Annotated in this window: 21 protein-coding genes and 1 pseudogene; 18 read left to right on the forward strand and 4 right to left on the reverse strand. The window is 73.0% G+C overall.

Annotation, left to right across the window (positions count from 1 at the left end; genetic code table 11):
• Positions 1 to 96 precede the first annotated feature (96 nt).
• From AB5J73_RS23645 to AB5J73_RS23660, 4 genes are all read left to right on the forward strand, one after another.
• Positions 97 to 1,485 (forward strand): NYN domain-containing protein, encoded by a 1,389-nt coding sequence (locus AB5J73_RS23645; RefSeq protein ID WP_370972325.1) that lies wholly within the window; start codon positions 97 to 99, stop codon positions 1,483 to 1,485.
• A gap of 67 nt (positions 1,486 to 1,552) precedes the next feature.
• A complete protein-coding gene (locus AB5J73_RS23650; protein WP_370972327.1) occupies positions 1,553 to 1,810 on the forward strand; it encodes a hypothetical protein in 258 nt (85 codons plus the stop codon).
• A gap of 424 nt (positions 1,811 to 2,234) precedes the next feature.
• On the forward strand, positions 2,235 to 3,287 hold the full coding sequence (locus AB5J73_RS23655) for an NlpC/P60 family protein (RefSeq protein ID WP_370972329.1): 1,053 nt from the start codon (positions 2,235 to 2,237) through the stop codon (positions 3,285 to 3,287).
• An 83-nt stretch (positions 3,288 to 3,370) separates the two neighbouring features.
• The gene (locus tag AB5J73_RS23660) at positions 3,371 to 4,528 is read left to right on the forward strand and encodes a glycosyltransferase family 4 protein (RefSeq protein WP_370972331.1); all 1,158 of its coding nucleotides are present in this window, start codon (positions 3,371 to 3,373) and stop codon (positions 4,526 to 4,528) included.
• A gap of 3 nt (positions 4,529 to 4,531) precedes the next feature.
• Here AB5J73_RS23660 and AB5J73_RS23665 read toward each other — a convergent pair whose 3' ends face one another.
• Positions 4,532 to 5,155 (reverse strand): uridine kinase, encoded by a 624-nt coding sequence (locus AB5J73_RS23665; protein ID WP_370972333.1) that lies wholly within the window; start codon positions 5,153 to 5,155, stop codon positions 4,532 to 4,534.
• Between the two features lie 65 nt (positions 5,156 to 5,220).
• Here AB5J73_RS23665 and AB5J73_RS23670 point away from each other — a divergent pair, with 65 nt between their 5' ends.
• From AB5J73_RS23670 to AB5J73_RS23715, 10 genes are all read left to right on the forward strand, one after another.
• Positions 5,221 to 5,634, forward strand: coding sequence for an SRPBCC domain-containing protein (locus AB5J73_RS23670; RefSeq protein WP_370972335.1), 414 nt, complete (start codon positions 5,221 to 5,223; stop codon positions 5,632 to 5,634).
• A 23-nt stretch (positions 5,635 to 5,657) separates the two neighbouring features.
• Positions 5,658 to 6,860, forward strand: a complete 1,203-nt coding sequence (locus AB5J73_RS23675) for a cytochrome P450 (RefSeq protein ID WP_370972337.1) — start codon at positions 5,658 to 5,660, stop codon at positions 6,858 to 6,860.
• Positions 6,861 to 6,877: 17 nt separating this feature from the next.
• Positions 6,878 to 8,155, forward strand: coding sequence for an adenosylmethionine--8-amino-7-oxononanoate transaminase (locus AB5J73_RS23680; RefSeq protein ID WP_370972339.1), 1,278 nt, complete (start codon positions 6,878 to 6,880; stop codon positions 8,153 to 8,155).
• 350 nt (positions 8,156 to 8,505) lie between these two features.
• Complete coding sequence (locus tag AB5J73_RS23685; protein WP_370972341.1) at positions 8,506 to 10,737, forward strand: bifunctional SulP family inorganic anion transporter/carbonic anhydrase; 2,232 nt, start codon at positions 8,506 to 8,508, stop codon at positions 10,735 to 10,737.
• A 265-nt stretch (positions 10,738 to 11,002) separates the two neighbouring features.
• Entirely contained in the window at positions 11,003 to 13,180 is a 2,178-nt protein-coding gene (locus tag AB5J73_RS23690) for a SulP family inorganic anion transporter (RefSeq protein WP_370972342.1), read from the forward strand.
• 180 nt (positions 13,181 to 13,360) lie between these two features.
• On the forward strand, positions 13,361 to 14,083 hold the full coding sequence (gene bioD / locus AB5J73_RS23695; RefSeq protein ID WP_370972344.1) for a dethiobiotin synthase: 723 nt from the start codon (positions 13,361 to 13,363) through the stop codon (positions 14,081 to 14,083).
• 72 nt (positions 14,084 to 14,155) lie between these two features.
• Positions 14,156 to 15,169, forward strand: a complete 1,014-nt coding sequence (gene bioB, locus AB5J73_RS23700; protein ID WP_086856687.1) for a biotin synthase BioB — start codon at positions 14,156 to 14,158, stop codon at positions 15,167 to 15,169.
• The gene (locus tag AB5J73_RS23705; protein ID WP_370972346.1) at positions 15,156 to 15,362 is read left to right on the forward strand and encodes a hypothetical protein; all 207 of its coding nucleotides are present in this window, start codon (positions 15,156 to 15,158) and stop codon (positions 15,360 to 15,362) included. The genes bioB and AB5J73_RS23705 overlap by 14 nt, the downstream gene beginning before the upstream one ends.
• Before the next feature lie 152 nt (positions 15,363 to 15,514).
• Positions 15,515 to 16,111, forward strand: coding sequence for a DUF2567 domain-containing protein (locus AB5J73_RS23710; RefSeq protein WP_370972347.1), 597 nt, complete (start codon positions 15,515 to 15,517; stop codon positions 16,109 to 16,111).
• 46 nt (positions 16,112 to 16,157) lie between these two features.
• Positions 16,158 to 17,198 carry a M48 family metallopeptidase gene (locus AB5J73_RS23715; protein WP_370972349.1) on the forward strand — a complete coding sequence of 347 codons (1,041 nt, stop codon included), beginning with the start codon at positions 16,158 to 16,160 and terminating at the stop codon, positions 17,196 to 17,198.
• Positions 17,199 to 17,325: 127 nt separating this feature from the next.
• Here the strand turns inward: AB5J73_RS23715 and AB5J73_RS23720 are convergent.
• The 3 genes and pseudogenes from AB5J73_RS23720 to AB5J73_RS23730 all read right to left on the reverse strand — a co-directional run.
• A pseudogene (locus tag AB5J73_RS23720) lies at positions 17,326 to 17,535 on the reverse strand (IS30 family transposase); the annotation flags it as partial.
• 85 nt (positions 17,536 to 17,620) lie between these two features.
• Complete coding sequence (locus AB5J73_RS23725) at positions 17,621 to 18,337, reverse strand: LON peptidase substrate-binding domain-containing protein (RefSeq protein ID WP_370972351.1); 717 nt, start codon at positions 18,335 to 18,337, stop codon at positions 17,621 to 17,623.
• Between the two features lie 40 nt (positions 18,338 to 18,377).
• Positions 18,378 to 19,010 (reverse strand): NUDIX domain-containing protein, encoded by a 633-nt coding sequence (locus tag AB5J73_RS23730; protein ID WP_370972353.1) that lies wholly within the window; start codon positions 19,008 to 19,010, stop codon positions 18,378 to 18,380.
• 111 nt (positions 19,011 to 19,121) lie between these two features.
• Between AB5J73_RS23730 and nadA the strand changes: the two genes are divergently transcribed.
• The 4 genes from nadA (at position 19,122) to AB5J73_RS23750 (ending at position 23,898) form a co-directional block, all read left to right on the forward strand.
• Positions 19,122 to 20,135 carry a quinolinate synthase NadA gene (nadA, locus tag AB5J73_RS23735; protein ID WP_370972354.1) on the forward strand — a complete coding sequence of 338 codons (1,014 nt, stop codon included), beginning with the start codon at positions 19,122 to 19,124 and terminating at the stop codon, positions 20,133 to 20,135.
• Positions 20,132 to 21,775, forward strand: a complete 1,644-nt coding sequence (locus AB5J73_RS23740) for an L-aspartate oxidase (protein ID WP_370972356.1) — start codon at positions 20,132 to 20,134, stop codon at positions 21,773 to 21,775. The genes nadA and AB5J73_RS23740 overlap by 4 nt, the downstream gene beginning before the upstream one ends.
• Positions 21,772 to 22,665, forward strand: a complete 894-nt coding sequence (gene nadC / locus AB5J73_RS23745; protein ID WP_370972358.1) for a carboxylating nicotinate-nucleotide diphosphorylase — start codon at positions 21,772 to 21,774, stop codon at positions 22,663 to 22,665. Before AB5J73_RS23740 ends, nadC begins: the two co-directional genes overlap by 4 nt.
• Before the next feature lie 72 nt (positions 22,666 to 22,737).
• Entirely contained in the window at positions 22,738 to 23,898 is a 1,161-nt protein-coding gene (locus AB5J73_RS23750; protein WP_370972360.1) for a S8 family serine peptidase, read from the forward strand.
• The last annotated feature ends 2 nt before the right edge of the window (positions 23,899 to 23,900 follow it).

Genomic DNA, 23,900 nt, shown 5'->3' on the forward strand with positions numbered 1-23,900 from the left:
GGCGGGACTGTAGGGGCGACCACCGACAGTTTCCGGGCGCCGCCGGTCCGTGTCCCGCGCGGCGCGGGATGCGGGGGCGGGGCCTACCCTGGACCAATGCACCCGCAGCCGCTCGTGCCGGAGCCGCCGGAGGACCCCGCCGGTCCCTCGGGTGTCGCGTCGCGCCCGGAGCCGGCTGAAGAGCCCGCCGACCGGCCCGAACCCGCCACCTGGCCGGCGCTGCCGGAGCCGGTCCGGGACCGGATCGCCGAGCTCGCCGCGGCGGCCGTCGCCAAGCTCCCGGGCACCGACGTGCCGCGCCAGCTGCGGCCGGTCGCCAAGTTCGCCCCCGCCAAGCGTGCCAAGCTCGGCGGGGCCGCCCTGCTGGCTTCCCTGGGCGAGTCCTCGCAGTTCCGCACCGCCGTCATCGAGTGGTTGCGTGAACACCGCACCGACGCGCTGGACCCGAACGCCGCCGACTCCGTCGCCGCGGCGGCCGCCGCCGTCCTGCTCGGGGAGTCCGGGGCCGCCGGGCGCGTGCGGCTGGTCGCCAAGAACGCCGAGGAGAACGCCCTCCGCGCCGAACGCGACGCCGCGCTGGCCCGCAACCAGCGGCTCGAGGCCGAACTCCTCCAGGTCCGCGCGGAACTGGCCGAGGCGCAACGGGCCGCGGAAAGCGCCCGCGGCGAGCGCGAAGGCGAAGTCGAGAAGCTCCTCAAACGGCTTCGCGAACAAGGCGTCCAGCTGCGCCAGGCCCGTGACGCGGTCGAAGCGGCGTCCGCCGAGGCCGAACGCGGGTCCGCCGCCCGCGCCGACGAGATCGCCGCGCTGACCGCGCAGCTCGACCGCGAACGCCAGCGCGTCGCGGCCGAACGCGCCCGCGCCGACCGCGCCGCCGCCGACGCCGAGATCGCCCGCCAGTCCGCCCGGGAAGCCCGGCAGGCCGACGAGGTGCGCCTCGCGCTGCTGATCGACACGATCGACGGCGCCGTCACCGGCCTCCGCCGCGAACTCGCCCTCGGCGCCCGCGGCGCCCGCCCCGCGGACATGGTGCGCGGCACCCGGTCCGGCACCGGGCAGGGCGGCAAGATCGCGGACGTGTCCACCCTGGACCGTTACCTCGCGCTGCCCAACGTGCACCTGATCGTCGACGGCTACAACGTCACCAAGACCGGTTACCCCGAACTCGCCCTCGCCGACCAGCGCGACCGGCTGATCCACCAGCTCCAGGCACTGGCCGCCCGCACCTCCGCCGAGGTCACGGTGGTCTTCGACGGCGCCGGCGTGCTCTCGGTCCCCGCGGCGGTGCCGCGCGGGGTGCGGGTGCTGTTCTCCGACCGCGGGGTGCTGGCCGACGACGTGATCCGCAACCTCGTCGCGGCCGAACCCGCGGGCCGGCCGATGGTGGTGGCGACGTCCGACCGCGCGGTGGCGGACTCGGTCCGCGGCGGCGGCGCCCACCCGACGCCGTCTTCGGTGCTGGTCAGCCGCCTTTCGCGGGTCTGATCGCCCGAAATTGTCGGTGGTGCCCCTTACCGTCCTCCTCAGTCGGTGACGACGTGAGGAGGACCACGTGAACGACACCCCCGACCGGTCCGAAGTGGACGTCTCGCACATTTCCGTCGAGGACATCGAAAGCCTCGTGGTGGACTGCGATCGGTGCGTGGTGCGCGGCATCTCCTGCCACGACTGCGTGGTGAGCGTGCTGCTCGGCGCGCCGCCCGCCGTCGTCTGGGACGCCGACGAGCGCCGCGCCGTCGACGCACTCGCCGAAGCGGGGATGGTGCCGCGGCTGCGCTTGGTGGAGGGAGTGGCCTTGCGCACGGCCTGACACGCCCGTTTCGTGTCGGCGCGCCGAATGGTCGATCGGATCAGGTGAACGGTCGGTGACCGAATCGGCTTCGGGAATATCCCCAGCGTGTAACGCCCATCACATGTTTTCTCCACAGCTGGTCCGATGGTGTTTCGGGGCGCTACGGAGAGTTTTTGGCCGACGGGTGGTGGACGTGGTGGCGGTCTTTTCGTAACCTGTCCGAGATCTCGTGGCCCCCGGCCGTCGATGAGGCGGCGACGCGAGATCGCCGCCGGGCGCAGCTTTGTCGGGAAGCTGGGATCCGGAACCACCACCGCTTTGCTTCACCTGTTGCGGACGAAGCATCCCCGAAGCGGTGGGGACGAGCGGCGAAGAGGACTCCCCGGCCTCTTCGTGCCCCGGTCCCCGACGGCGGCCGAGACCAAAGGAGACCCGCGCGACCGTGCAGTCGCATCCAGTCAGGCGCGTGGTGTCAGGTGCCCTCGCCGCGGCTTCGGTGATCACCCTCGTCACCGTGGCCCAGCCGACGGCCATCGCCGCCCCCGTCCCCGTCCTCCAGGCCCCGCCCACCGGTTCGGACGCCCTCGCCCAGTACCGCGACCTCGCGGCGCAGGCCGAAAAGCTCAACGAAGACCTGCTCAAGGCCCAGGACGACCTGAAGGCCAAGCAGGGTGAGCTCGACAAGGCCACCGGCGACGTCAACGCGGCGAAGGACCAGGCCGCCCAGGCGTCCGAGAACCAGAAGAAGTACCAGACCGAGGTCGACAAGTTCGCCGGCGCGTCGTTCACCAGCGGTGTCCAGCTGAACAAGCTGTCCGCGCTGCTGGCCGGCACGTCCACGCAGGACTTCCTCGACCGTTCCTCGGCGCTCGAGGTGATCGCGACCGAAAAGAACGGCGCGATGGGCAACCTCACCGGCGCCGTGCAGCAGGCCAACGACGCCACCGCCAAGGCCACCGACGCCGCGAAGCGCGCGACGGACGCCCGTGACGCGGCGGCGAAGCTGACCCAGGACATCCAGGCCAAGCAGAAGACGCTCAACGACCAGATCGAGCAGCTCAAGGCCGCCAACAAGAACCTCAGCGCGGCCGACAAGGCGCTGCAGGGCGACCAGGGCGGCTCGGCGCCGAACGTCAAGGCGCCCACCGCGGCCGCCCAGACCGCGGTCAACGCGGCGCTGAGCAAGCTCGGCAGCCCGTACGGCTGGGGCGACACCGGCCCCAGCTCGTTCGACTGCTCCGGCCTGATGCTGTGGGCCTACGGCAAGGCCGGGGTCAAGCTGCCCCGGTCGAGCCGCGAGCAGTCCACGTTCGGCGCCGCGGTGCCGCGCGACCAGCTCCAGCCGGGCGACCTCGTGTTCTACTACTCGCCCGTTTCGCACGTCGGCATGTACATCGGCGACGGCAAGATGGTCCACGCGCCCGACACCGGCGACGTCGTGAAGATTTCGCCGCTGCAGAGCCAGTACGCGGGGGCACGCCGCCCGACGTCCTGACCCGAGCAGCACTCCGCGAAGGGCGGTACCGCACACGCGGTGCCGCCCTTTCGCCGTACACGGCGGCCGCTAGCCTCTGGGACGTGCTCAAGACCCTGCTCGTGACCAACGACTTCCCGCCCCGGCCCGGGGGGATCCAGAACTACCTGAACTCCCTCGCCACCCGGCTGCCGGCGGACGACCTGGTCGTCTACGCGCCTTCGTGGGAGTCGCGGACGGGGTCGCACGAGGAGTTCGACGCGGCGGCGCCGTTCGAGGTCGTGCGGCACCCGACGTCGCTGATGCTGCCGACGCCGGACGTGCTCCGCCGCGCGAAGCAGATCATGCGGGCGCGGGACTGCGAAGCCGTCTGGTTCGGCGCCGCGGCGCCGCTGGCGCTGCTCGGGCACTCCCTGCGCCAGGCCGGTGCGCGGCGCGTCGTGGCGTCGACGCACGGCCACGAAGTCGGCTGGTCCATGCTCCCGGCGTCGCGGCAGGCGCTGCGGCGCATCGGCGACACCGTGGACGTCGTCACCTACGTCAGCCGCTACACGCGCGGCCGGTTCGCCGCCGCGTTCGGCCCGATGGCCGGGCTGGAGCTGCTGCCGTCCGGCGTGGACACCGGACTGTACAAACCGGACCCCGCGGGCCGCGCGGAAATCCGCGCCCGGCACGGCCTTTCCGACCGGCCGACCGTCGTCTGCGTGTCGCGGCTGGTCCCGCGCAAGGGCCAGGACCAGCTGATCCGCGCGTTGCCGCTGATCCGCGAACGCGTTCCGGACGCGGCGCTGCTCATCGTCGGCGGCGGGCCCTACCGCAAGAAGCTCAGCGAGCTGGTCACCGGGCTCGGCCTGGAGCGCGACGTCGTGCTCACCGGCTCGGTGCCGTGGGCCGAGCTGCCCGCCCACTACGCGGCCGGCGACGTCTTCGCGATGCCCGCCCGCACCCGCGGCAAGGGGCTCGACGTCGAAGGGCTCGGCATCGTCTACCTGGAGGCGTCGGCGACCGGGCTGCCGGTCGTGGCCGGCAACTCCGGCGGGGCCCCGGAAACGGTGCTCGACGAGGTCACCGGGCACGTCGTCGAAGGCCGCGACACCGGCCAGCTGGCCGAAACCCTCGCCAGCCTCCTGGCCGACCCCGTGCGGGCGCGCCGGATGGGGCAGGCGGGCCGCGCCTGGGTCACCGAGAACTGGCGGTGGGACACCCTGGCCGGGCGGCTGTCCGGCCTGCTCGACGGCGATCCGGTGGCCGTCGTCCGCTGAGGCTCACGGCGTGTAGAGCGCCGGGTGCCGCGGATCGTCGACGCGCACGACGACGTCGGCGAACGAGCTGGGGTCCACTTCCTCTTCGTAGCGCTCGTAAGCCGGGACCGCCCACCCTTCCGGCACGCGGCGGCGCAGCGCGGCGGGGGAGAGCCACAGGTGCACGGCCAGGTCGAAGGTCAGGCCGGCGCCGAGCAGCAGCTCGCCGTCGAGGAGCACGACGCCGCCTTCGGGGACGGGCACCCGTTCGGCGCGGGTCGCGCGGTCGCGGCCGGCGTCCCACAGCGAAGGCAGGACTTCGCCGGAACCGCCGTCGCCCAGCGGGTCGAGCACCTCGCGGCGGAGGGCGCCGAGGTCGAGCCAGTCGGTGTAGCGGGCGTCGGGGTTCGTGCGGCCGTGCTCGTAGCGCAGCGACGCCGGGCGCAGGAAGTCTTTCGCGGACACGCGCAGGGCCGCGCGGCCGCGCAGGCGCAGCGGGTCGACCAGCGCGTCCGCGAGTTCTGTGGTTTCCGTCGCACCCGCCGCGCCGTCGACGGCGACCGCGAACCGTGGACGCCCGGTGAGCGCGTCGATGCGTTCGGTCAGCTCTTCGGCCAGCACGGCCGGGGAAATGGGGCGGTAGCGCACGAGTACCGATCCTCCCAGCCGGGCCTCCGGCCGGTTTTGTCGTACCCCGGTGGGAAGATGCGGGCATGACTTCCTCAGTGGGGAAAACGGCCGATGTCGGGTGGAACATCGGCGTTTCGCGGACCCTGCCGTACCCGGCGGAGACGGTCTGGGACTTCCTGGTGAGCCGCGACGGCGTCGCGATCTGGCTGGGTCCCGGGGTCGAGCTGCCGCGGGAACCGGGCGTGGAGTACGAGACGGCGAACGGCACGGTCGGCGAGATCCGCAGCTACGTCGAGCACGACCGCGTGCGGCTCACGTGGCGGCCGAGCGACTGGGACCACGATTCGACCGTCCAGGTGCGGCTGAGCGGCGCGGGCGCCAAGACCACGCTGCGGTTCCACCAGGAATGGCTCGCGAGCGCCGGAGAACGCGAGGAACAACGGGCATACTGGCAGGACGTGACCGAGCGCGTGGTGACGGCACTCGCCGAGCGCTGAAGCGGACTGCACGGGGGAGCGGAATGACGACTTTCGAGGTGGCCGAGGACTTCGCGCAGGACGCGCACCTGTTCGCGGAGCTGCTGCGCGCGGGCGGGCCGGTGCGCCGCGCCCGGATGCCGCGCGGCCTGGACTGCTACATCGTGACCGACTTCGCGCAGGCGCGGGCGCTGCTGGCGGATCCGCGGCTGCACAAGAACAGCGCGCGGGCCCGTGAGCTGTTCGAGGCGAAGCTGCCGTCCGGCGAGCCGGCGCAGGGCGGGCTGGGGAACGACCTGAGCTTCCACATGCTCAACTCCGACCCGCCGGACCACACGCGGCTGCGGAAGCTGGTGAACAAGGCCTTCACGGGGCGGACCATCGCCCGGTTGCGGCCGCGCGTGGAGGAGATCACCGCGGAGCTGCTCGACGCGCTGGCCGGGCAGGAGCGGGCCGACCTGCTGCCGGCGTTCGCCGCGCCGCTGCCGATCACGGTGATCTGCGAGCTGCTCGGCGTACGCGCGGCGGACCGCACCGACTTTTCCGCGTGGTCGAAGACGTTGCTGAGTTCCGCGGAACCGGAGGCGATGCAGAACGCGGCGCAGAGCATGTACGCCTACCTCACGGACCTGATCGCGCAGAAGCGCGCCGAGCCGGCCGAAGACCTGTTGTCGGACCTGGTGCACGCGACCGACGACGGGGACTCGCTGTCCGAGCCCGAGCTCGTCTCGATGGCGTTCCTGCTGCTGGTCGCCGGGCACGAGACCACCGTCAACCTGATCGCCAACGGTGTCCTGGCGCTGCTGCGGGAGCCGGCGCAGCTGGCCCGGCTGCGCGCGGAGCCCGAGCTGCTGCCGAACGCGGTCGAGGAGTTCCTCCGCTTCGACGGCCCGATCCACCTGGCCACCATCCGGTTCACGGCCGAGCCGGTCGACGTGGGGGGCGTGACGATCCCGGAAGGCGAGTTCGTGCTGGTGTCGCTGCTCGGCGCGAACCGGGACGCCGAGCGCTACCCGGAGCCGGACCGGCTGGACATCACCCGCGCGGCGGGCGGGCACCTGGCCTTCGGGCACGGCATCCACTACTGCGTCGGCGCACCGCTGGCTCGGCTGGAGGCGGAGATCGCGCTGGGCGGGCTGATCGCGCGGTTCCCGGAGCTGGCTTTGGACGCGAAGCCGGATGAGCTGGTGTACCGGCCGAGCTCGCTGGTGCACGGGCTGGAGGCGTTGCCGGTCCGCTTGCGGTGAGGTCGTAGGGTCGGCTGATGGAGACCGACCTGCTCGCCTTGGACGCCCAGCACGTGTGGCACCCCTACGCGCCGATGCCGGCGGAGGTGCCTTCGCTGCTGGTGACCGAGGCGAGCGGCGTCCGGCTGAAGCTGGCCGACGGCCGCGAGCTCGTCGACGGGATGTCGTCGTGGTGGTCGGCCATCCACGGCTACCGGCACCCGGTGCTCGACGCCGCGCTCACCGCGCAGGCCGGGCGGATGAGCCACGTCATGTTCGGCGGCCTGACGCACGAACCGGCGATCACCCTGGCGAAGACCCTGGTCGAGGTGACCCCGGACGGGCTGGAGCACGTCTTCCTGTGCGACTCCGGGTCGGTGTCGGTCGAGGTCGCCGCGAAGATGTGCCTGCAGTACCAGCGTTCGCGCGGGCTGCCGGAGAAGCACCGGCTGCTCACCTGGCGCGGCGGCTACCACGGCGACACGTTCACGCCGATGAGCGTGTGCGACCCCGACGGCGGCATGCACTCGCTGTGGCGCGGGGTGCTGCCCGAGCAGGTCTTCGTGCCCGCGCCGCCGTCCGGGTTCGGCACGCCGCCGGATCAGTCCTATGTGGACATCCTGGACGCGGCGATTTCCGCGCAGGCGGGCGAACTCGCGGCGGTGATCGTCGAACCGGTCGTGCAGGGCGCGGGCGGCATGCGCTTCCACCACCCCGCCTACCTGCGCGTGCTGCGGGAACTGACCGAAGCGCACGACGTGCTGCTGATCTTCGACGAGATCGCGACCGGCTTCGGCCGCACCGGCGCGCTGTTCGCGGCGGAGCACGCGGGCGTGACGCCGGACGTCCTGTGCGTCGGCAAGGCACTGACCGGCGGCTACCTGAGCATGGCGGCGACCCTGTGCACCCCGGAGGTGGCGGTGGGCATTTCCCGCGGCGCGCTCCCGGTCCTCGCGCACGGTCCGACGTTCATGGGCAACCCGCTGGCATCGGCGGTCGCGAACGCCTCGCTCGGCCTGCTCGCCGACGGCACCTGGCGCCAGGACGTGACCCGCCTGGAGAAAGGCCTCCTGGCCGGCCTCGCCCCGGCCCGCGACCTCGCCTCGGTGACCGACGTCCGGGTGCTCGGCGGCATCGGCGTGCTCCAGCTGGACCACCCGGTCGACATGGCGGTGGCGACGGAGGTGGTGACCGAGCACGGCGCTTGGCTGCGGCCGTTCCGCGACCTCGTCTACGCGATGCCACCGTACGTTTCGACGGACGCCGACCTCGCGGTGATCACCCGCGCGATGCTCGCGGTCGCCGAAAAGGCCTGAGGGGGCGGGGTGCGTCGCCGGCGGGCCTCGCGGCGCCGGTGGTGGCTGCCGCGGCTTGAGGGTGTTCCGGGTGGGTGCCGACCGCGGGCGACTCCCGGTCCTGCTCACCCGCGCGATGCTCGCGGTCGCCGAAAAGGCCTGATTTCAGCACATCGGGTGTGACCACGCCCACAGTGAGACCCGAAGGTCCCTCATCGTCGCGCTGTGTCGTCAAGCACGATCGACACCACGCGAACGGTGGGGGCGTTCCGTGTGAAAAGTCGCCGCCGGTGGGGCCATCCCGTACCGGAGCAAACGCGAGAAATGCTTGCATAGCGGACTTTTCGCCGGGTTTCGGCGATCCTGCCCCCATGATCGAGATCGTTCGTGGCGAACACGACACCGGCCCGCCGAAGCACCCCCACCTCCGGGAGAACCTCAAGCACGACCTCCTCGCGTCGATAGTCGTCTTCCTCGTCGCCGTCCCCCTGTCCCTCGGCGTGGCCTTCGCCGCCGGGGCGCCGCTGCTCTCCGGCCTCATCTCCGCCGTCGTCGGCGGGCTGGTCGCGAGCCTCTTCGGCGGGTCGCCGCTGCAGGTCAGCGGGCCCTCCGCCGCGCTCACCGTGGTGCTGGCCGACACGATCGCCACCCACGGCTGGCCGGTCACCTGCGCGATCACCGTCGCCGCCGGCCTCCTTCAAATCCTCTTCGGGCTGACCCGGCTCGCCCGGGCCGCGCTCGCCGTTTCGCCCGCCATCGTGCACGGGCTGCTCGCCGGCATCGGGGTCACGCTCGTGCTGGGGCAGCTGCACGTCGTGCTCGGCGGCTCGGCGCAGGGCTCCGCGCTCGCCAACGTCGTCGCGCTGCCGCGGCAGATCGCCGCGCACCACGACCAGGCCGTGCTGATCGGGGTCGTCACCCTCGCCGTGCTGGTCGCCTGGCCGCGGCTGCCGAAGGCCGTCCGCCGGGTGCCCGCGCCGCTGGCCGCCGTCGCGCTGGCCACCGGGCTGTCCGTCGCGACCGGCATGTCGCTGCCGCGCGTCGACCTGCCGGCCGGGCTGCCCGCGCTGCACGTCGTGCCGCGGCTGCCGGACGGCGGCTGGGGCGGGTTCGCGCTCGCCGCGCTCACCATCGCGCTCATCGCCGGCCTGGAAAGCCTGCTGTCCGCCGTCTCGGTCGACAAGCTCCGCGGCGGCCCGCGCACCGACCTCGACCGCGAGCTCATCGGCCAGGGCGCGGCCAACGTCGCCGCCGGCGCGCTCGGCGGGTTCCCGGTCACCGGCGTCATCGTGCGCAGCATGACCAACTACGAGGCGGGCGCGCGCACGCGGCTGTCGGCGATCCTGCACTGCGCCTGGATCCTCGCCGCCTGCCTGCTGTTCACCGGCGTGCTGCGGCTGATCCCGCTGGCCGCGCTCGCCGCCCTGCTGGTCTACGTCGGCACGAAGCTCGTGAACGTCAACGGGCTCAAGGAAGTCCGCCGCCACGGCGACCTGCCGGTCTACGTCGTCACGCTCGCCGGCGCGGTCGCCGTCAACCTGCTGACCGGCGTCGCGGCGGGGATCCTGCTCGCGCTCGCGATGATGCTCCGGCGGATGATCTTCTCCGGGATCCACGTCGAGACCGACGGCGAGCGCCACCGCGTCGTCATCGAAGGCGCGCTGACGTTCCTGTCCGTGCCGCGGCTGACCCGCGTCCTCGCCGCGGTGCCGCCGCACGCCGAGGTCACCCTCGAACTGCTCGTCGACTACCTCGACCACGCCGCGTTCGACTGCCTGCGCGGCTGGCAGCAGGCGCACGCCGGGCCGGTGACGGTCGACGAGATCGGGCACCCGTGGTTCGAACGCGGCAGCTCGGGCGCGCCGACCGTGCGCCGCAGCGTCGCCGCGCGGGTCGTGCCGCGGTGGCTCGCGCCGTGGTCGCAGTGGCAGGCCGAGCACGTCGTGCTGCCCGCCCAGCGCACGGCGAGCTCGCTGCTCTGCCGCGGCGCTTCGGAGTTCCAGCGCCGCACCGCGCCACTGCTGCGCGACACCTGGAGCGGGCTGGCGCACGGCCAGCAGCCGCACACGCTGTTCATCACCTGCGGCGACGCGCGGATCGTGCCCAACCTGATCACCACCAGCGGGCCGGGCGACCTGTTCACGGTCCGGAACATCGGCAACCTGGTGCCGCCGCCGGACGGCGACGACTCGTCGGTCGGCGCGGCGATCGAGTACGCGGTCGGTGTCCTGGGCGTGGCGGAGATCGTGGTGTGCGGGCACTCGGGCTGCGGCGCGATGAAGGCGCTGCTCGGCCAGGCCCCGGACGGGCTCGAACAGCTCGGCAGCTGGCTCCGCCACGGCGAAGCGACGCTCCGGCGCCGCGCCCGCGAAGCGCCGCTGCTGCTCGGCGGCGACCGCCCGCCCGCCGAGGCCGACCAGCTCGCGCTGCAGAACGTGGTGCAGCAGCTGGAGATCTTGCGCGCCTACCCGGTGGTGGCGGCCGCTCTCGAGCGGGGCGCGCTCCGGCTCACCGGCATGTACTTCGACGTCGGCGCCGCGCAGGTGTCCCTTTTGGACGACGCGGCCCGAGGCTTCGTCCCGGCGGGCGCGCTGGAGCACTGACCGAAGCGCCCCAATGTGGCGTTCGGTGCGTCAGACGCACCGAACGCCACATTGGGTGCGTCCAGCGCACCCAACGCCACATTGGGGCGCTCGGGCCGCGTGTGAAACCCTTGTGTAGTACGGAATTCAACTGTCACGCGACAGGCGGACGCTTGTGAACGGCTTGTTAACGACTTGTCCGGTTTGTGACATTCGAGCTAATTACGGCGAATTATTCACCCGATCGAGTGGCGCATAGCGGACATTTCACTCGTTTTCCGGTTGCATGGTGATCATGAGACCCCTCGCCGTGCTCCGCCACGACCTGCCGGCCTCACTGGTCGTCTTCCTCGTCGCAGTACCCCTGTCCCTGGGCATCGCCCTCGCTTCGGGCGCACCCGTCGCCGCCGGGCTCGTCGCCGCCGTCGTCGGTGGCGTCGTCGCCGGCGCGCTCGGCGGCTCCGCGCTGCAAGTGAGCGGGCCCGCCGCCGGCCTGACCGTCGTCATGGCCGAAACCATCACCACCTTCGGGTGGGCCGTCACCTGCGCGATCACGGTCGCCGCCGGGGCGTGCCAGATCCTGCTGGGGCTGAGCCGCATCGCGCGCGCCGCGCTGGCCATCTCGCCGGCGATCGTGCACGGCATGCTGGCCGGCATCGGCGTCACGATCGTGCTCGGCCAGCTCCACGTCGTCCTCGGCGGCAAGGCGCAGAGCTCGGCGGTGGAGAACGTCGCCGAGCTGCCCGGCCAGCTCGTCGCCCACCACGACTCCGCCGCCGTGATCGGCCTGCTCACCATCGCCATCCTGCTCGTCTGGCCGAAACTGCCGTCCGCCGTCCGCAAGGTGCCGGGGCCGCTCGCCGCGATCGCCGTCGCCACCGTCGTTTCGGTCGTCTTCGGGATGACGCTCCCGCGCGTCGAACTCCCCGGTGACCTGCTGAACATCCGGCTGGTCCCGCAGCTGCCGGACGGCGGGTGGGGCGGGTTCGCGCTCGCCGTCGTCACGATCGCGCTGATCGCCAGCGTCGAAAGCCTGCTTTCGGCCGTGGCGGTGGACAAGATGCACACCGGGCGGCGCGCCAACCTCGACCGGGAACTGGTCGGCCAGGGCGCGGCCAACATGGTCTCCGGCGCGCTGGGCGGCCTGCCGGTCACCGGCGTCATCGTCCGCAGCTCCACCAACGTCACCGCCGGGGCCAGGTCCCGCGCGTCGGCGGTGCTGCACGGCGTCTGGGTGCTGCTGTTCGTCGTCCTGCTCGCCGGGCTGATCCAGAGCATCCCGCTCGCGGCGCTGGCCGGCCTGCTGGTGCACGTCGGCGCGAAGCTGGTCAACCCGGGCCACATCAAGACCGTCCTCGCCCACGGCGACCTGCCCGTCTACCTGCTCACCCTCGCCGGTGTCGTGGTGTTCGACCTGCTCACCGGCGTGCTCGCCGGCATCGGGCTGGCGCTGGTGCTGATGCTGCGCCGCACGCTCTGGTCGGGGATCCACGTCGACCGGGAAGGCGACGCCTGGCGCGTCGTCGTCGAAGGCGTCCTGACGTTCCTGTCGGTGCCGCGGCTGTCGAAGGTGCTCGGGACCATCCCGGCCGGCGTCCCGGTGCGGCTCGAGCTGGTCGTCGACTACCTCGACCACGCCGCCTTCGAAAGCCTCACCACCTGGCAGCAGGCGCACGAGCGCGCCGGCGGCACGGTCGACGTCGACGAGGTCGGCCACCCGTGGTTCGGCGAGGGCAAGGCGGGCCGCCCGACGCGGTCGCGGGTGCACGCGAGCCGGGCGGTGCCGCGCTGGCTCGCGCCCTGGTCGGAGTGGCAGGCCACCGAAGGCATCCCCACACAGCAGACCCGCAACGGCGCCACCGAGTTCCACCGCCGGGCCGCGCCGCTGCTGAAGGACACGCTGTCCGGGCTCGCCGACGGCCAGCGCCCGCGCACGCTGTTCATCACCTGCGGCGACTCCCGGATCGTGCCGAACCTGATCACCACCAGCGGCCCCGGTGACCTGTTCACCATCCGCAACATCGGCAACCTCGTCCCGGCCGGGCAGGCCGACCCGTCGATGAACGCGTCGATCGAGTACGCCGTCGGCGTGCTCGGCGTCGAGGAGATCGTGGTGTGCGGCCACTCGGGCTGCGGGGCGATGGCGGCGCTCGCCGACGGCCCGCCGCCGGGGCCGCTGTCGGTCTGGCTCCGCCACGCCGAGCCGAGCGCGCACCGGCTGGGCTCGGCGACGCTGGAGGGCGCCGTCCCGGAGCGGGAAGGCGACCGGCTGGCCCTGCACAACGTGCTCCAGCAGCTGGACCACCTGCGCGAATACCCGTCGGTGGCCGCGGCCGAGGCGGCCGGGAAGCTGCAGCTGACCGGGATGTACTTCGCGGTCGGGACGGCGCAGGTCCACCTGTTCGACGCGGCCGAGCGGACGTTCCGCCCGGCCGGGGCCCCGGTGGCGGTGCCGGGCGCCTGACCCGGTCCGGACCGGCCGCTCGTGCTGCGCTGAAGGGGACTTTCCTCTCATGTGATGAGACGAAGGTCCCCTTCAGCGCGTCGGATGCGAGCAACGTCCCCTTCAGCCGCGCGGGCCGTGCGCACCCGAGCACGGCCCGCGTGTGCGCGACCCGGCCCGGGGTCACTAAGTTGATGGTCCGTGACCATGCTGGTGATGACGGGGACCGGGACCGGGGTCGGCAAGACGATCACCACGGCGGCGATCGCCGCCCTGGCGGCGGACGGCGGGCAGCGGGTCGCGGTGCTGAAACCGGCGCAGACCGGGGTCCGGCCCGACGAGCCCGGCGACCTCGCCGACGTCCGCCGCCTCGCCGGCGACGTCACGACCCTCGAACTGCGCCGCTACCCGGACCCGCTGTCCCCGGAGGCCGCCGCGCGCCGCAGCGGCCTGCCGACGCTCGACCCGGGCGAGATCGCCCGGGCGGCGGCCGACCTGGACACCGGGCACGACCTGACCCTGATCGAGGGCGCGGGCGGGCTGCTGGTGCGCTTCGACGCCACCGGCGCCAGCCTCGCCGACGTCGCCTGGTCGCTCGGCTCGCTCGTGATCATCGTGGCCGAGGCCGGGCTCGGCACGCTCAACGCGACCGCCCTCACCGCCGAGGTCGCCACCAAGCGCGGCCTGACCGTCGCCGGCGTGATCATCGGCGCCTGGCCGGCCGAGCCGGACCTCGCGGCGCTGTCCAACCTCGAAGACCTGCCGGTGGCGGCCGGGGCGCCGCTGCTCGGCGTACTGCCCGCGGGGCTCGGCGAGACGTCCCGGGACGAATTCCTGACCGCGGCCAGGGGCGGGCTCTCGCCGTGGTTCGGCGGCGAGTTCGACCCCGAGCTGTTCGCCGGGTGCGCTTCGGCCGGGAAGTGACCTGCGTCGCTGTCGCCCGAGGGGCCCGTCAGGCACGATGAGGGACGCTTCCGTCACGACCAAGGAGACGCCTTGACCGCAGTTCCGGACACCGACGTCCTCGCCCACGCCCGTGAACTCGTCCTCGAAACCGGCGCCGGCCTGGGGGAAGCCGAGGTCCTCGAGGTGCTGCGGCTGCCCGACGACCGGCTGCCCGACCTGCTCGCGCTCGCGCACGAGGTGCGGATGCGCTGGTGCGGGCCCGAGGTGGAGGTCGAGGGCATCATCAGCCTGAAGACCGGCGGCTGCCCGGAGGACTGCCACTTCTGCTCGCAGTCCGGCCGCTTCCCGACGCCGGTGCGCTCGGCGTGGCTCGACATCCCGAACCTGGTCAAGGCCGCCCGGCAGACCGCCGAGACCGGCGCGACGGAGTTCTGCATCGTCGCCGCCGTCCGCGGGCCGGACAAGCGGCTGCTCTCCCAGGTCCGTGAAGGCGTGAAGGCCATCCGCGAGGACGGCAACGACATCCAGATCGCCTGCTCGCTCGGCATGCTGACGCAGGAGCAGGTCGACGAGCTCGTCGAGATGGGCGTGCACCGCTACAACCACAACCTCGAGACGGCTCGCTCGCACTTCCCCGCGGTGGTCACCACGCACACGTGGGAGGAGCGCTGGGACACGCTGCGGATGGTGGCCGAGGCGGGCATGGAGGTCTGCTGCGGCGGCATCATCGGCATGGGGGAGACGGTCGAGCAGCGCGCGGAGTTCGCGGTGCAGCTGGCCGAGCTGAACCCGCACGAGGTGCCGATGAACTTCCTCATCCCGCAGCCCGGCACGCCGTACGAGAACTACGAAATCGTCGAGGGCAAGGACGCGCTGCGGACGGTTGCGGCGTTCCGGCTCGCGATGCCGCGCACGATGCTGCGCTTCGCCGGCGGCCGTGAGCTGACCCTCGGCGACCTCGGCGCGGAGCAGGGCATGCTCGGCGGGGTCAACGCGATCATCGTCGGCAACTACCTGACCAACCTGGGCCGGCCGGCTTCGGCGGACCTCGAGATGCTGGACGAGCTCAAGATGCCGATCAAGGCGCTCAGTGACAGCCTCTGACGCCCCGGCTTTTTGCGTCCACTGTGGACAATCTTCGGAGGGTGGGGCGGACCACCCGGCGTGCCACAACCCCCGGACGGCGCTGGAACCACCGCGCTACTGCACGTACTGCGCGCGGCGGCTGGTGGTCCAGGTGAGCCCGCTCGGCTGGACGGCCCGCTGCAGCCGGCACGGCGAGACGGCGAGCGGCTGACGCGGACGTCGTGAACGACTCGTTCACGACGTCGCGACACGACCGGCGGCTCACCGTCCGCGCACACCGACCGGTTACGCTCGGTCGCAGCACGCTGTTCGACGGCTCCGGTGGTGGAGCCCCGGCCGGCACAGTCGCAGGAGGGAGTCCGGGTGAGTGAGACGTCGGGGCCCGCGCACCGGCCGTCGGCCGTGGCCGGTCCGTGGTCGGTGCCCGTGCTGTTCCGCGAGCGGCGGCCCCGGGTAGTCGTCAAGGCCGACCTGCTGCCCGCCCTGAGCGTGTTCAGCACGGTCGGGCTGCTGAGCTTCCCGCTCGCGTTCGCCTGGTCCCGGCTCGCGCCGCCCGAGCGCGTCCGCATCATCGCCACCGACGGCACCCAAGGCGCGCTGGAACTGGAGAGCTGGCACCGGTTCGACGACCTCGCCGTGTTCGGGCTGATGACGCTCGGGCTCGGGATCGTCGTCGGCGTGGTCGTCTGGCTGCTGCGGGAACGCCGCGGCCCGGTCGTCTTCCTCGCCGCGCTGCTCGGCGTGGCGCTCGCGGGTGTGCTCGCGATGCTGCTCGGCGTCACCTGGGCGAACGCCCACTACGCGATCACCAGCCCACCCGCGCTCGGCTCGGTGATCGAGCTCGCGCCACGGCTGGAGTCGTGGTGGGTGCTGCTCACCGGCCCGCTCGGCGTGTCGATCGCCTACAGCCTGCTGGCCACCTGGAACGGACGCGACGACCTGGGCCGCCGCCTCGGCTGACCGGTTTGCCCTACGCTGGTGCCCTCACTCACAGGGGGTTCCGGCAGTGACCGAAGACATCGAAGTTTCGCGGCGCGACGCCGTCCGTTTCCCGGGCATCAGCCCGCGCGCCTACGAGCACCCCGTGGACCGCGGCGCGCTCGCCACGCTGCGCGCGGTGCCCGGGTTCGCTCAGGTCGTCAAGGCCATCTCGGGGTTCTACAACGAACGCGGCGAGCGGCTGATGGCGCTCGCTTCGTCGATCCGCGTCGGGCCGAAGCAGTACCCGGAGCTCGACCGCCTGCGCCACGAGTGCGCCGAGACGCTCGATCTGCCGTCGGTGCCGAACGTTTTCGTGTACCAGGACCCGCGCCTCAACGCGGAGACGGTCGGCATGGACGAGCCGTTCATCCGGCTCAGCACCGGGCTCGTCGAGCTGATGAGCCACGATTCGCTGCGGTTCGTGCTCGGCCACGAGATGGGGCACGTGCTGTCCGGGCACGCGGTGTACCGCACGATGATGGTGCGCCTGATCGCCCTGCAGCTGGCGATGTCGTGGACGCCGGTCAGCGCGCTCGGCATCCGGGCGATCGTCGCGGCGCTGCGCGAGTGGTTCCGCAAGGCGGAGCTGTCGTGCGACCGCGCGGGCCTGCTGTGCGGCCAGGACCCGACGGCGGCGCTGCGCGCGCAGATCCAGGTCGCGGGCGGCATCGACCCGGCCCGCATCGACATCCCGTCGTTCCTGCAGCAGGCGTCGGAGTACGAGTCGGTCGAGGACATCCGCGACAGCTTCCTCAAGCTCAAGTTCGTCGAGACGGAGTCGCACCCGTTCGCGGTGGTCCGCGCGGCACAGCTCCAGCGCTGGGCGGCGTCGGAGGAGTACCGCGCGATCTTGGCGGGCGACTACCCGCGACGGGACGGCGACAAGCCGGGCTCGGACTGGAAGGACGACCTCAAGTCGGCCGCGCAGTCGTACAAGGAGTCGTGGAACTCGTCGGCCGACCCGCTGACGAAGGTGTTCAGCGACGTCGGCGAGGCGGTTTCGGGCGCGGCGGGCAAGGTGTGGAACAAGTTCGGCAACGGGAACGGGAACGGCTCCGGTTCCTGAGGCGGCGCGGCCCCGGTCCACGGGCGAGGGTTGTCCCCAGGCCCGGCCGGTTGTGGACAACCGCGCCGGGAATCCGCTTCGCGGCCGGTTTCGCCGGGGGGCGCCGATAGCCTGGACCGGGGTCCTGCACCGACAGGTCGGTGCCTTTCGGGAGGTACTGGCGCAGCAGCCCGGTGGTGTTCTCGTTGGAGCCGCGTTGCCAGGGCGCGTGCGGGTCGCAGAAGTAGACCGGCATCCCCGACGCGGCGGTGAACTGACCGCGCAGATGCATCTCGCTGCCCTGATCCCAGGTCAGCGACCCGCGCAACGGCTCGGACAGGGTGCCGATCGCCGACTGGTCGAACGCGCCCATGATCAGATCGCTGATTCCGTAACGACCCCTGGAAACCGCCGACGGGTCGGCTTGGTCTTTGCGGGCGTGGTCAGTTGAGGCTGGCCGGGCGGCTGAGATCCGTCAGCTCGCCCGGCGGCAGCGGCACCGCGCCCAGCGTGTTCAGGAACCCCGTTTCGCGCGTCAGCAGGCGGCACGCGATGCGGAGCCGGCGCAGGGGGTGGCGTTCCTCCAGGAGGCGCTGGCGGTCTTCCAGTGGCAGCAGGCAGTCCGCGGCCAGCTGGTAGGCCAGCTCGTCGACCGCCGTGGCCGGGTCCGGGGATTGCCAGTCGTCGCTGCGCCACGCCGTTTCGCAGTAGCGCTGGTGGGCTGTGCGGGCGACCGTTGCCAGCCGCTCGGCCATGTCGCCGGACGGGGCCACCGGGTCGTCGTCGATCCACTCGACCGATGCGATCAGGTACGGCGCCGACGTGCAGTCGAGGTCGGTCAGGCGGAAGCGGCGCTGGGCCTGCGTGACGACGTCGAAACGGCCGTCCGGGAGGCGCTTCGCCTCGCGCAGCACCGTGCTGCAGCCGATCTCGTACAGCTGGTCCAGACCACGTACCTCGCGGGTGAGCGACGAGCGGAGTGCGACCACGCCGAACTCGCGGCCCGGCACCGTGCCGCTCACCAGGTCCGCGGTCAGCTGCCGGTAACGCGGTTCGAAGATGTGCAGCGGGAGCTTGGTGCCCGGCAGCAGCACGGTCTGCAGTGGGAACAACGGCAGGATCGTCGTCGTCGCGTCACTTTCAGATTCCGGCTCGGTCACGGGTCAACGGTAAGGGGAGAACGCCTCCGGCGCAGGATGGTCACCGGTTCGGCGGCTTGAAGACCGCGAACGGATCCGTGATCTGCATGCCCTTGCCGGCGAAGGAGAACAGCGCCGCCGGGCGCCCGCCGGCGCGGCCCGGTGCGGCCGTGTGACCAGTGGGAACCAGCAGTCCGCGCCGGGACAGCACCCGCTGCAGGTTGGTCGCCGAGACGCGGTAGCCGAGGGCCGCCGAATACAGGTCGCGCAGCGCGGAAATCGTGAACTCGTCGGGGGCCAGCGCGAACCCGAGGTTGGTGTAGGAGAGCTTCGACCGCAGCCGGTCGCGGGCGCGCAGCACGATCGCCTCGTGGTCGAACGCCGTGCGCGGCAGCCGGGCGACGTCGTGCCACTCGGTGTCTTCGGGTACCTCGGGGTCGACGTCGGAGGGGACCAGGGCGAGGAACGCCGTCGCCACCACGCGCGGGCCGGGGACGCGGTGCGGGTCGCTGAACACCGCGAGCTGCTCGACGTGCTTCAGCTGCCGGATGTCGACCTTCTCCTTGAGCTGGCGCCGGACGGACGTCTCGACGTCCTCGTCGGGCCGCAGCCGGCCGCCCGGCAGGGACCAGCGGCCGAGGTGCGGGTCGAGGGCGCGGCGCCAGAGCAGCACCCGCAGTGTGTCGGAGCGCACTTGAAGGACCGCTCCCAAAACCTCGTGGGCGAGGGGGGCCTGGGTGTTAAGATGACTTCGCACGGTTTTCGATTGTAAGGCGAAAACCCGCGATCGGTCCAGGAGGGCCACATGACCACCACGTTGGTTCCGGAAGGCCTCACCCCGTTCGGCGGGGTCGAGGCGAACGCGGCCTGGGCGGAGGAGGTGCGGCGCCTGGCGAAGCAGCGCGATGCGGTCCTGCTCGCGCACAACTACCAGGTCCCCGAGATCCAGGACATCGCCGACCACACCGGCGACTCCCTCGCCCTCAGCCGCATCGCGGCGAGCAGCGACGCGTCCACCATCGTCTTCTGCGGCGTGCACTTCATGGCCGAGACCGCGAAGATCCTCGCCCCCGGGAAGACCGTCCTGATCCCCGACGCGCGGGCCGGCTGCTCGCTCGCCGACTCCATCACCGGCGCCGAACTGCGCGCCTGGAAGGCCGAGCACCCGGGCGCGGTGGTCGTCTCCTACGTCAACACCACGGCCGAGGTGAAGGCCGAAACGGACATCTGCTGCACGTCCTCGAACGCGGTCGACGTCGTCGCCTCCATCCCCGCTGACCAGGAAGTCCTCTTCCTGCCGGACCAGTTCCTCGGTGCCCACGTCAAGCGCGTGACCGGCCGGGAGAACATGCACATCTGGGCCGGGGAGTGCCACGTCCACGCCGGCATCAACGGCGCCGAGCTGGCCGAGCGGGCGGCCGAGGACCCGGACGCCGACCTGTTCATCCACCCCGAGTGCGGCTGCGCGACGTCGGCGCTCTACCTGGCGGGCGAGGGTGCCGTGGCGCCGGAGCGGGTCAAGATCCTCTCCACCGGCGACATGGTCCACGAGGCCCGCGACACGAAGGCCAAGACCGTGCTGGTGGCCACCGAGATCGGCATGATCCACCAGCTGCGCAAGGCCGCGCCGGGCATCGACTTCCGCGCCGTGAACGACCGCGCGTCCTGCCGGTACATGAAGATGATCACCCCCGCCGCGCTGCTGCGCTGCCTGCGTGACGGCCTCGACGAGGTCCACGTCGACCTCGAGACGGCGGCCCGCGCGAAGGCGTCGGTGCAGCGGATGATCGAAATCGGGCAGCCGGGCGGCGGCGAATGACGCCGCCGGTTAATGACCCCCAGGCGAAAACTCCGGTTTGGGAGGCACGCGCGGATCTGGTCGTGATCGGCAGCGGCGTCGCCGGGCTGACCGCGGCGCTGCGGGCGCAGGCGCTCGGGCTGCACGTCCTGGTGATCACCAAGGCGGCCGTCGCCGACGGCAACACGCGCTGGGCGCAAGGCGGCGTCGCCGTGGTCCTGGAGCACGAGCACGACCTCGACGACTCGGTCGCCAAGCACGCGGAGGACACCTTCGCCGCGGGCGCGGGCCTGGTCGACGAGTCCGCGGCCCGCTCCATCCTCGACGGCGGCCCGGCCGCGGTCGCCCGGCTGCGAGCGGACGGCGCGGAGTTCGACGCCGCCGCCACCGGCCTGCTCGCGCGGACCCGCGAGGGCGGGCACAGCGCGTTCCGCGTGATCCACGCCGGCGGCGACGCGACCGGCGCCGAGGTCGAACGCGCACTGGTCGCGCGGGCCGGGGAAGCGCGGGTGCCGGTGCTGGAGCACCACCTCGCCGTCGACGCCCTGCGCACGCCGGGCGGGCGGGTCGCCGGGGTCACGGTGCTCGACCGCAACGGCGTGCCGGGCGTGGTCCGCGCCCCGGCCGTGCTGCTGGCCAGCGGCGGGATCGGGCAGCTCTACCAGGCGACGTCGAACCCGGAGATCGCCACCGGTGACGGCCTCGCGCTCGCGCTGCGGGCCGGGGCCGCGGTGGCGGACATCGAGTTCGTCCAGTTCCACCCGACCGTCCTCTACACCCCGGGCGCGCGTGGGCGCTGCCCGCTGGTCACCGAGGCGGTCCGAGGAGAGGGCGCGACCCTGGTCGACGGCGCCGGCCTGCCGGTGATGCGCGGGGTGCACCCGCTCGGCGACCTCGCCCCGCGCGACGTCGTCTCGGCGGCGATCACGCGGCGGATGGCGGCGGCGCCCGGCGGCGTCGACGACCACGTCTTCCTCGACGCGACCTCGATCGCCGGGTTCGCGGCCCGGTTCCCGACCGTGCACGCGGCCTGCGGGGCACTCGGGCTGGATCCCGCCGTCGACCCGATCCCGGTGACCCCGGCGGCGCACTTCTCGTGCGGCGGCGTGATGACCACAGTGGACGGACGCTCGTCGGTGCCCGGCCTCTACGCCGCGGGCGAGGTGGCGCGGACCGGCCTGCACGGCGCGAACCGGCTGGCCTCCAACAGCTTGCTCGAAGGCCTGGTCGTCGGGCAGCGCGTCGCCGAGGCCGTCGCGGCGGACCTCGCGGCCGGGCTGCTCGCCGATCCCGCCCGCGGCCGGCTGCCGGCCTGGACCACCGCACCCGCCGCCGAGCGCGACGCGCTGCAGCGGGTGATGAGCCGGTACGCGGCGATCGGCCGGGACGCCGACGGGCTCGCCGCGGCGGGTTCGGTCCTCGACCTGTCGGTCCAGGACAGTCCGTTGTGGACGCACACGGCGGTCGAGGACGCGGCGCTGACCGTGGTGGCGCAGGCACTGCTCGCCGCGGCCGTGCGGCGCACCGAGTCGCGCGGCTGCCACGTGCGGTCCGACTTCACCGAGCGGGACGAGAACTGGCGGCGCAGCCAGGTCATCCGGCTCAGCCCGTCCGGCCAGCCGGTGCTGGCCGACCCGATCCCCCTGGAGGGCGTGGCGTGACGTTCCCGATCTCCGAACCGGTCCTGCGCCTGATCGCCGCGGCGGGCCTCGACGTCGAAGACGTCAAGCGGGTGGTCACCACCGCGCTCGGCGAAGACCTGCGGTACGGGCCCGACGCGACGACGGCGTCGACGGTGCCGGCTTCCGCGACGGCCGTGGCGGAGCTGACCCCGCGCGTCGACGGCGTCGTCGCCGGGCTGCCGGTCGCGCTCGCGGTGTTCGACATGGTGCTGGGCGACGGCTACGAAGTGCTGGCCCGGCGCGAGGACGGCGACCGGCTGGTCGCGGGGGAGCCCGCGCTGGTCCTGTGCGGCCCGGTGCGCGGGCTGCTCACCGCCGAGCGCACGGCGCTGAACCTGCTCTGCCACCTGTCCGGCGTCGCCACCGCGACCGCCGCCTGGGTGTCCGAAGTGGACGGTACCGGGTGCGCGATCCGCGACTCCCGCAAGACGTTGCCGGGACTGCGGCTGCTGCAGAAGTACGCCGTCCGCTGCGGCGGCGGGGTGAACCACCGGCTGGGGCTCGGCGACGCGGTGCTGATCAAGGACAACCACGTCGTCGCCGCGGGTTCGGTGACGGCGGCGCTGGCCGCGGCCCGCGCGCACGCGCCGGAACTGCCGTGCGAGGTGGAAGTCGACACGCTCGAACAGCTCGAGGAGGCATTGGCCGCGGCGGCGGACGAGGTGCTGCTGGACAACTTCACGCCGGAGCAGTGCCGGCTCGCGGTCGCGCGCCGCGACGAGGTTTCCCCGAAGACGCGGCTGGAATCCTCTGGTGGGCTGACCATCGAGCGTGGTAATGCCTACGCCCGGTCCGGTGTGGACTACCTGTCGGTCGGCGGGCTGACGCACTCTTCACCGGCGTTGGATCTCGGCATGGACCTTCGCTGAGCCGGGGTTCCCGGCTAGACTGGCGGTGGCGGAAGTCCTTTTCCGCCACCGTCTTTCGGTTCGGGGGTTCGGGTGCGGATACCGGCGGCGCTCGCGGTCGCGGGCCTGGTGACGGTCGGTTCGCCGGTGGCGGCGGCCGCGGCCCCGGAAGCGCAGTGCGCGAACCCGTCCGGCACGTATTCCGGCGCCGTCCCGTGGGGCCAGCGCCAGATCGACCCGGCGCGGCTGTGGCCGCTGACCCGGGGTGACGGCCAGCTGGTCGCCGTCATCGGCACCGGCGTCGACGGGCTGAACGGCCAGTTCCGGCCCGGCCAGCTCGAAGGCGGCGCCGGTACCGAGTCCACCGACTGCGACGGCCGCGGCACGATCGCGGCCGGGATCGTCGGCGCGCAACCGGATCCGTCGACGACCTTCGCCGGCGTCGCGCCGGGCGCGCGCCTGCTGCCGATCCGCTACACCGACAGCTCGGCGAAGGACGGCGGTGACCCGGGCGCGCTGGCCGGCGCGATCGACACGGCGATCGACCGGCACGCGGGCGTCATCCTGATCGCCGTCCCGGCGGCGTTCGACAGCCCGGCGCTGTCGGGCGCGGTTTCGCGCGCGCGGTCCGAAGGCGCGGTGGTCGTCTCGGCGGCGTCGGCGACCCAGCAGGGCGCGCGCACCTACCCGACGGCGACGTCCGGGGTCCTGGCCGTCGGCTCGGTGAACCCGGCGGGCGAGCCGGTGCAGACCGAGGCGGGGGACTACGTCGGCGTCGCGGCACCGGGCGCGGAGCTGGTCAGCACCTCGGCCGGCGCGGGCGGCGCGATCGCGCACCGCTGGCCGGTCACCGACCCCGGCCTGGCGGCGGCGTACGTCGCGGGAGTCGCGGCACTGGTCCGGGCGTACCACCCCGACCTGACCGGCGACCAGGTCGCCACGCGCCTCACGCTCACGGCCCACCGCCCGGCTTCCGGCGGCCACGACGCCCGGCTCGGCTGGGGCGTGCTGGACGCCTACGCGGCGGTCTCGTCGACGCTGCCCGCCGGCATCGCCCCGCCCGGCTCGGTCGCCCCGGCGGCCACCGAGCCCGACGTCGTCCCGGCGGCGGCCCCGGCCCAGCACCCTTCGAACGTCGCGGCGGGCACGATCGCGCTGGCCGGCGTCGCCCTGGCGGCGGCCGCCGGGGTGGCGGTCGCCGCCGTCCGCCGGGGCCGCCGCCGCGGCTGGCGCGCGTCCCGCTTCACGCCGTAGGC

This window comes from Amycolatopsis sp. cg9 (assembly GCF_041346945.1).
Classification (GTDB): Bacteria; Actinomycetota; Actinomycetes; order Mycobacteriales; family Pseudonocardiaceae; genus Amycolatopsis.

Coding starts and splice junctions, on each gene's coding strand:
- AB5J73_RS23645 (WP_370972325.1), top strand. CDS start 97: ATGCACCCGCAGCCGCTCGTGCCGGAGCCGCCGGAGGACCCCGCCGGT.
- AB5J73_RS23670 (WP_370972335.1), top strand. CDS start 5,221: ATGACTTCCTCAGTGGGGAAAACGGCCGATGTCGGGTGGAACATCGGC.
- AB5J73_RS23675 (WP_370972337.1), top strand. CDS start 5,658: ATGACGACTTTCGAGGTGGCCGAGGACTTCGCGCAGGACGCGCACCTG.
- AB5J73_RS23680 (WP_370972339.1), top strand. CDS start 6,878: ATGGAGACCGACCTGCTCGCCTTGGACGCCCAGCACGTGTGGCACCCC.
- AB5J73_RS23685 (WP_370972341.1), top strand. CDS start 8,506: ATGATCGAGATCGTTCGTGGCGAACACGACACCGGCCCGCCGAAGCAC.
- AB5J73_RS23690 (WP_370972342.1), top strand. CDS start 11,003: ATGGTGATCATGAGACCCCTCGCCGTGCTCCGCCACGACCTGCCGGCC.
- nadA (WP_370972354.1), top strand. CDS start 19,122: ATGACCACCACGTTGGTTCCGGAAGGCCTCACCCCGTTCGGCGGGGTC.
- AB5J73_RS23740 (WP_370972356.1), top strand. CDS start 20,132: ATGACGCCGCCGGTTAATGACCCCCAGGCGAAAACTCCGGTTTGGGAG.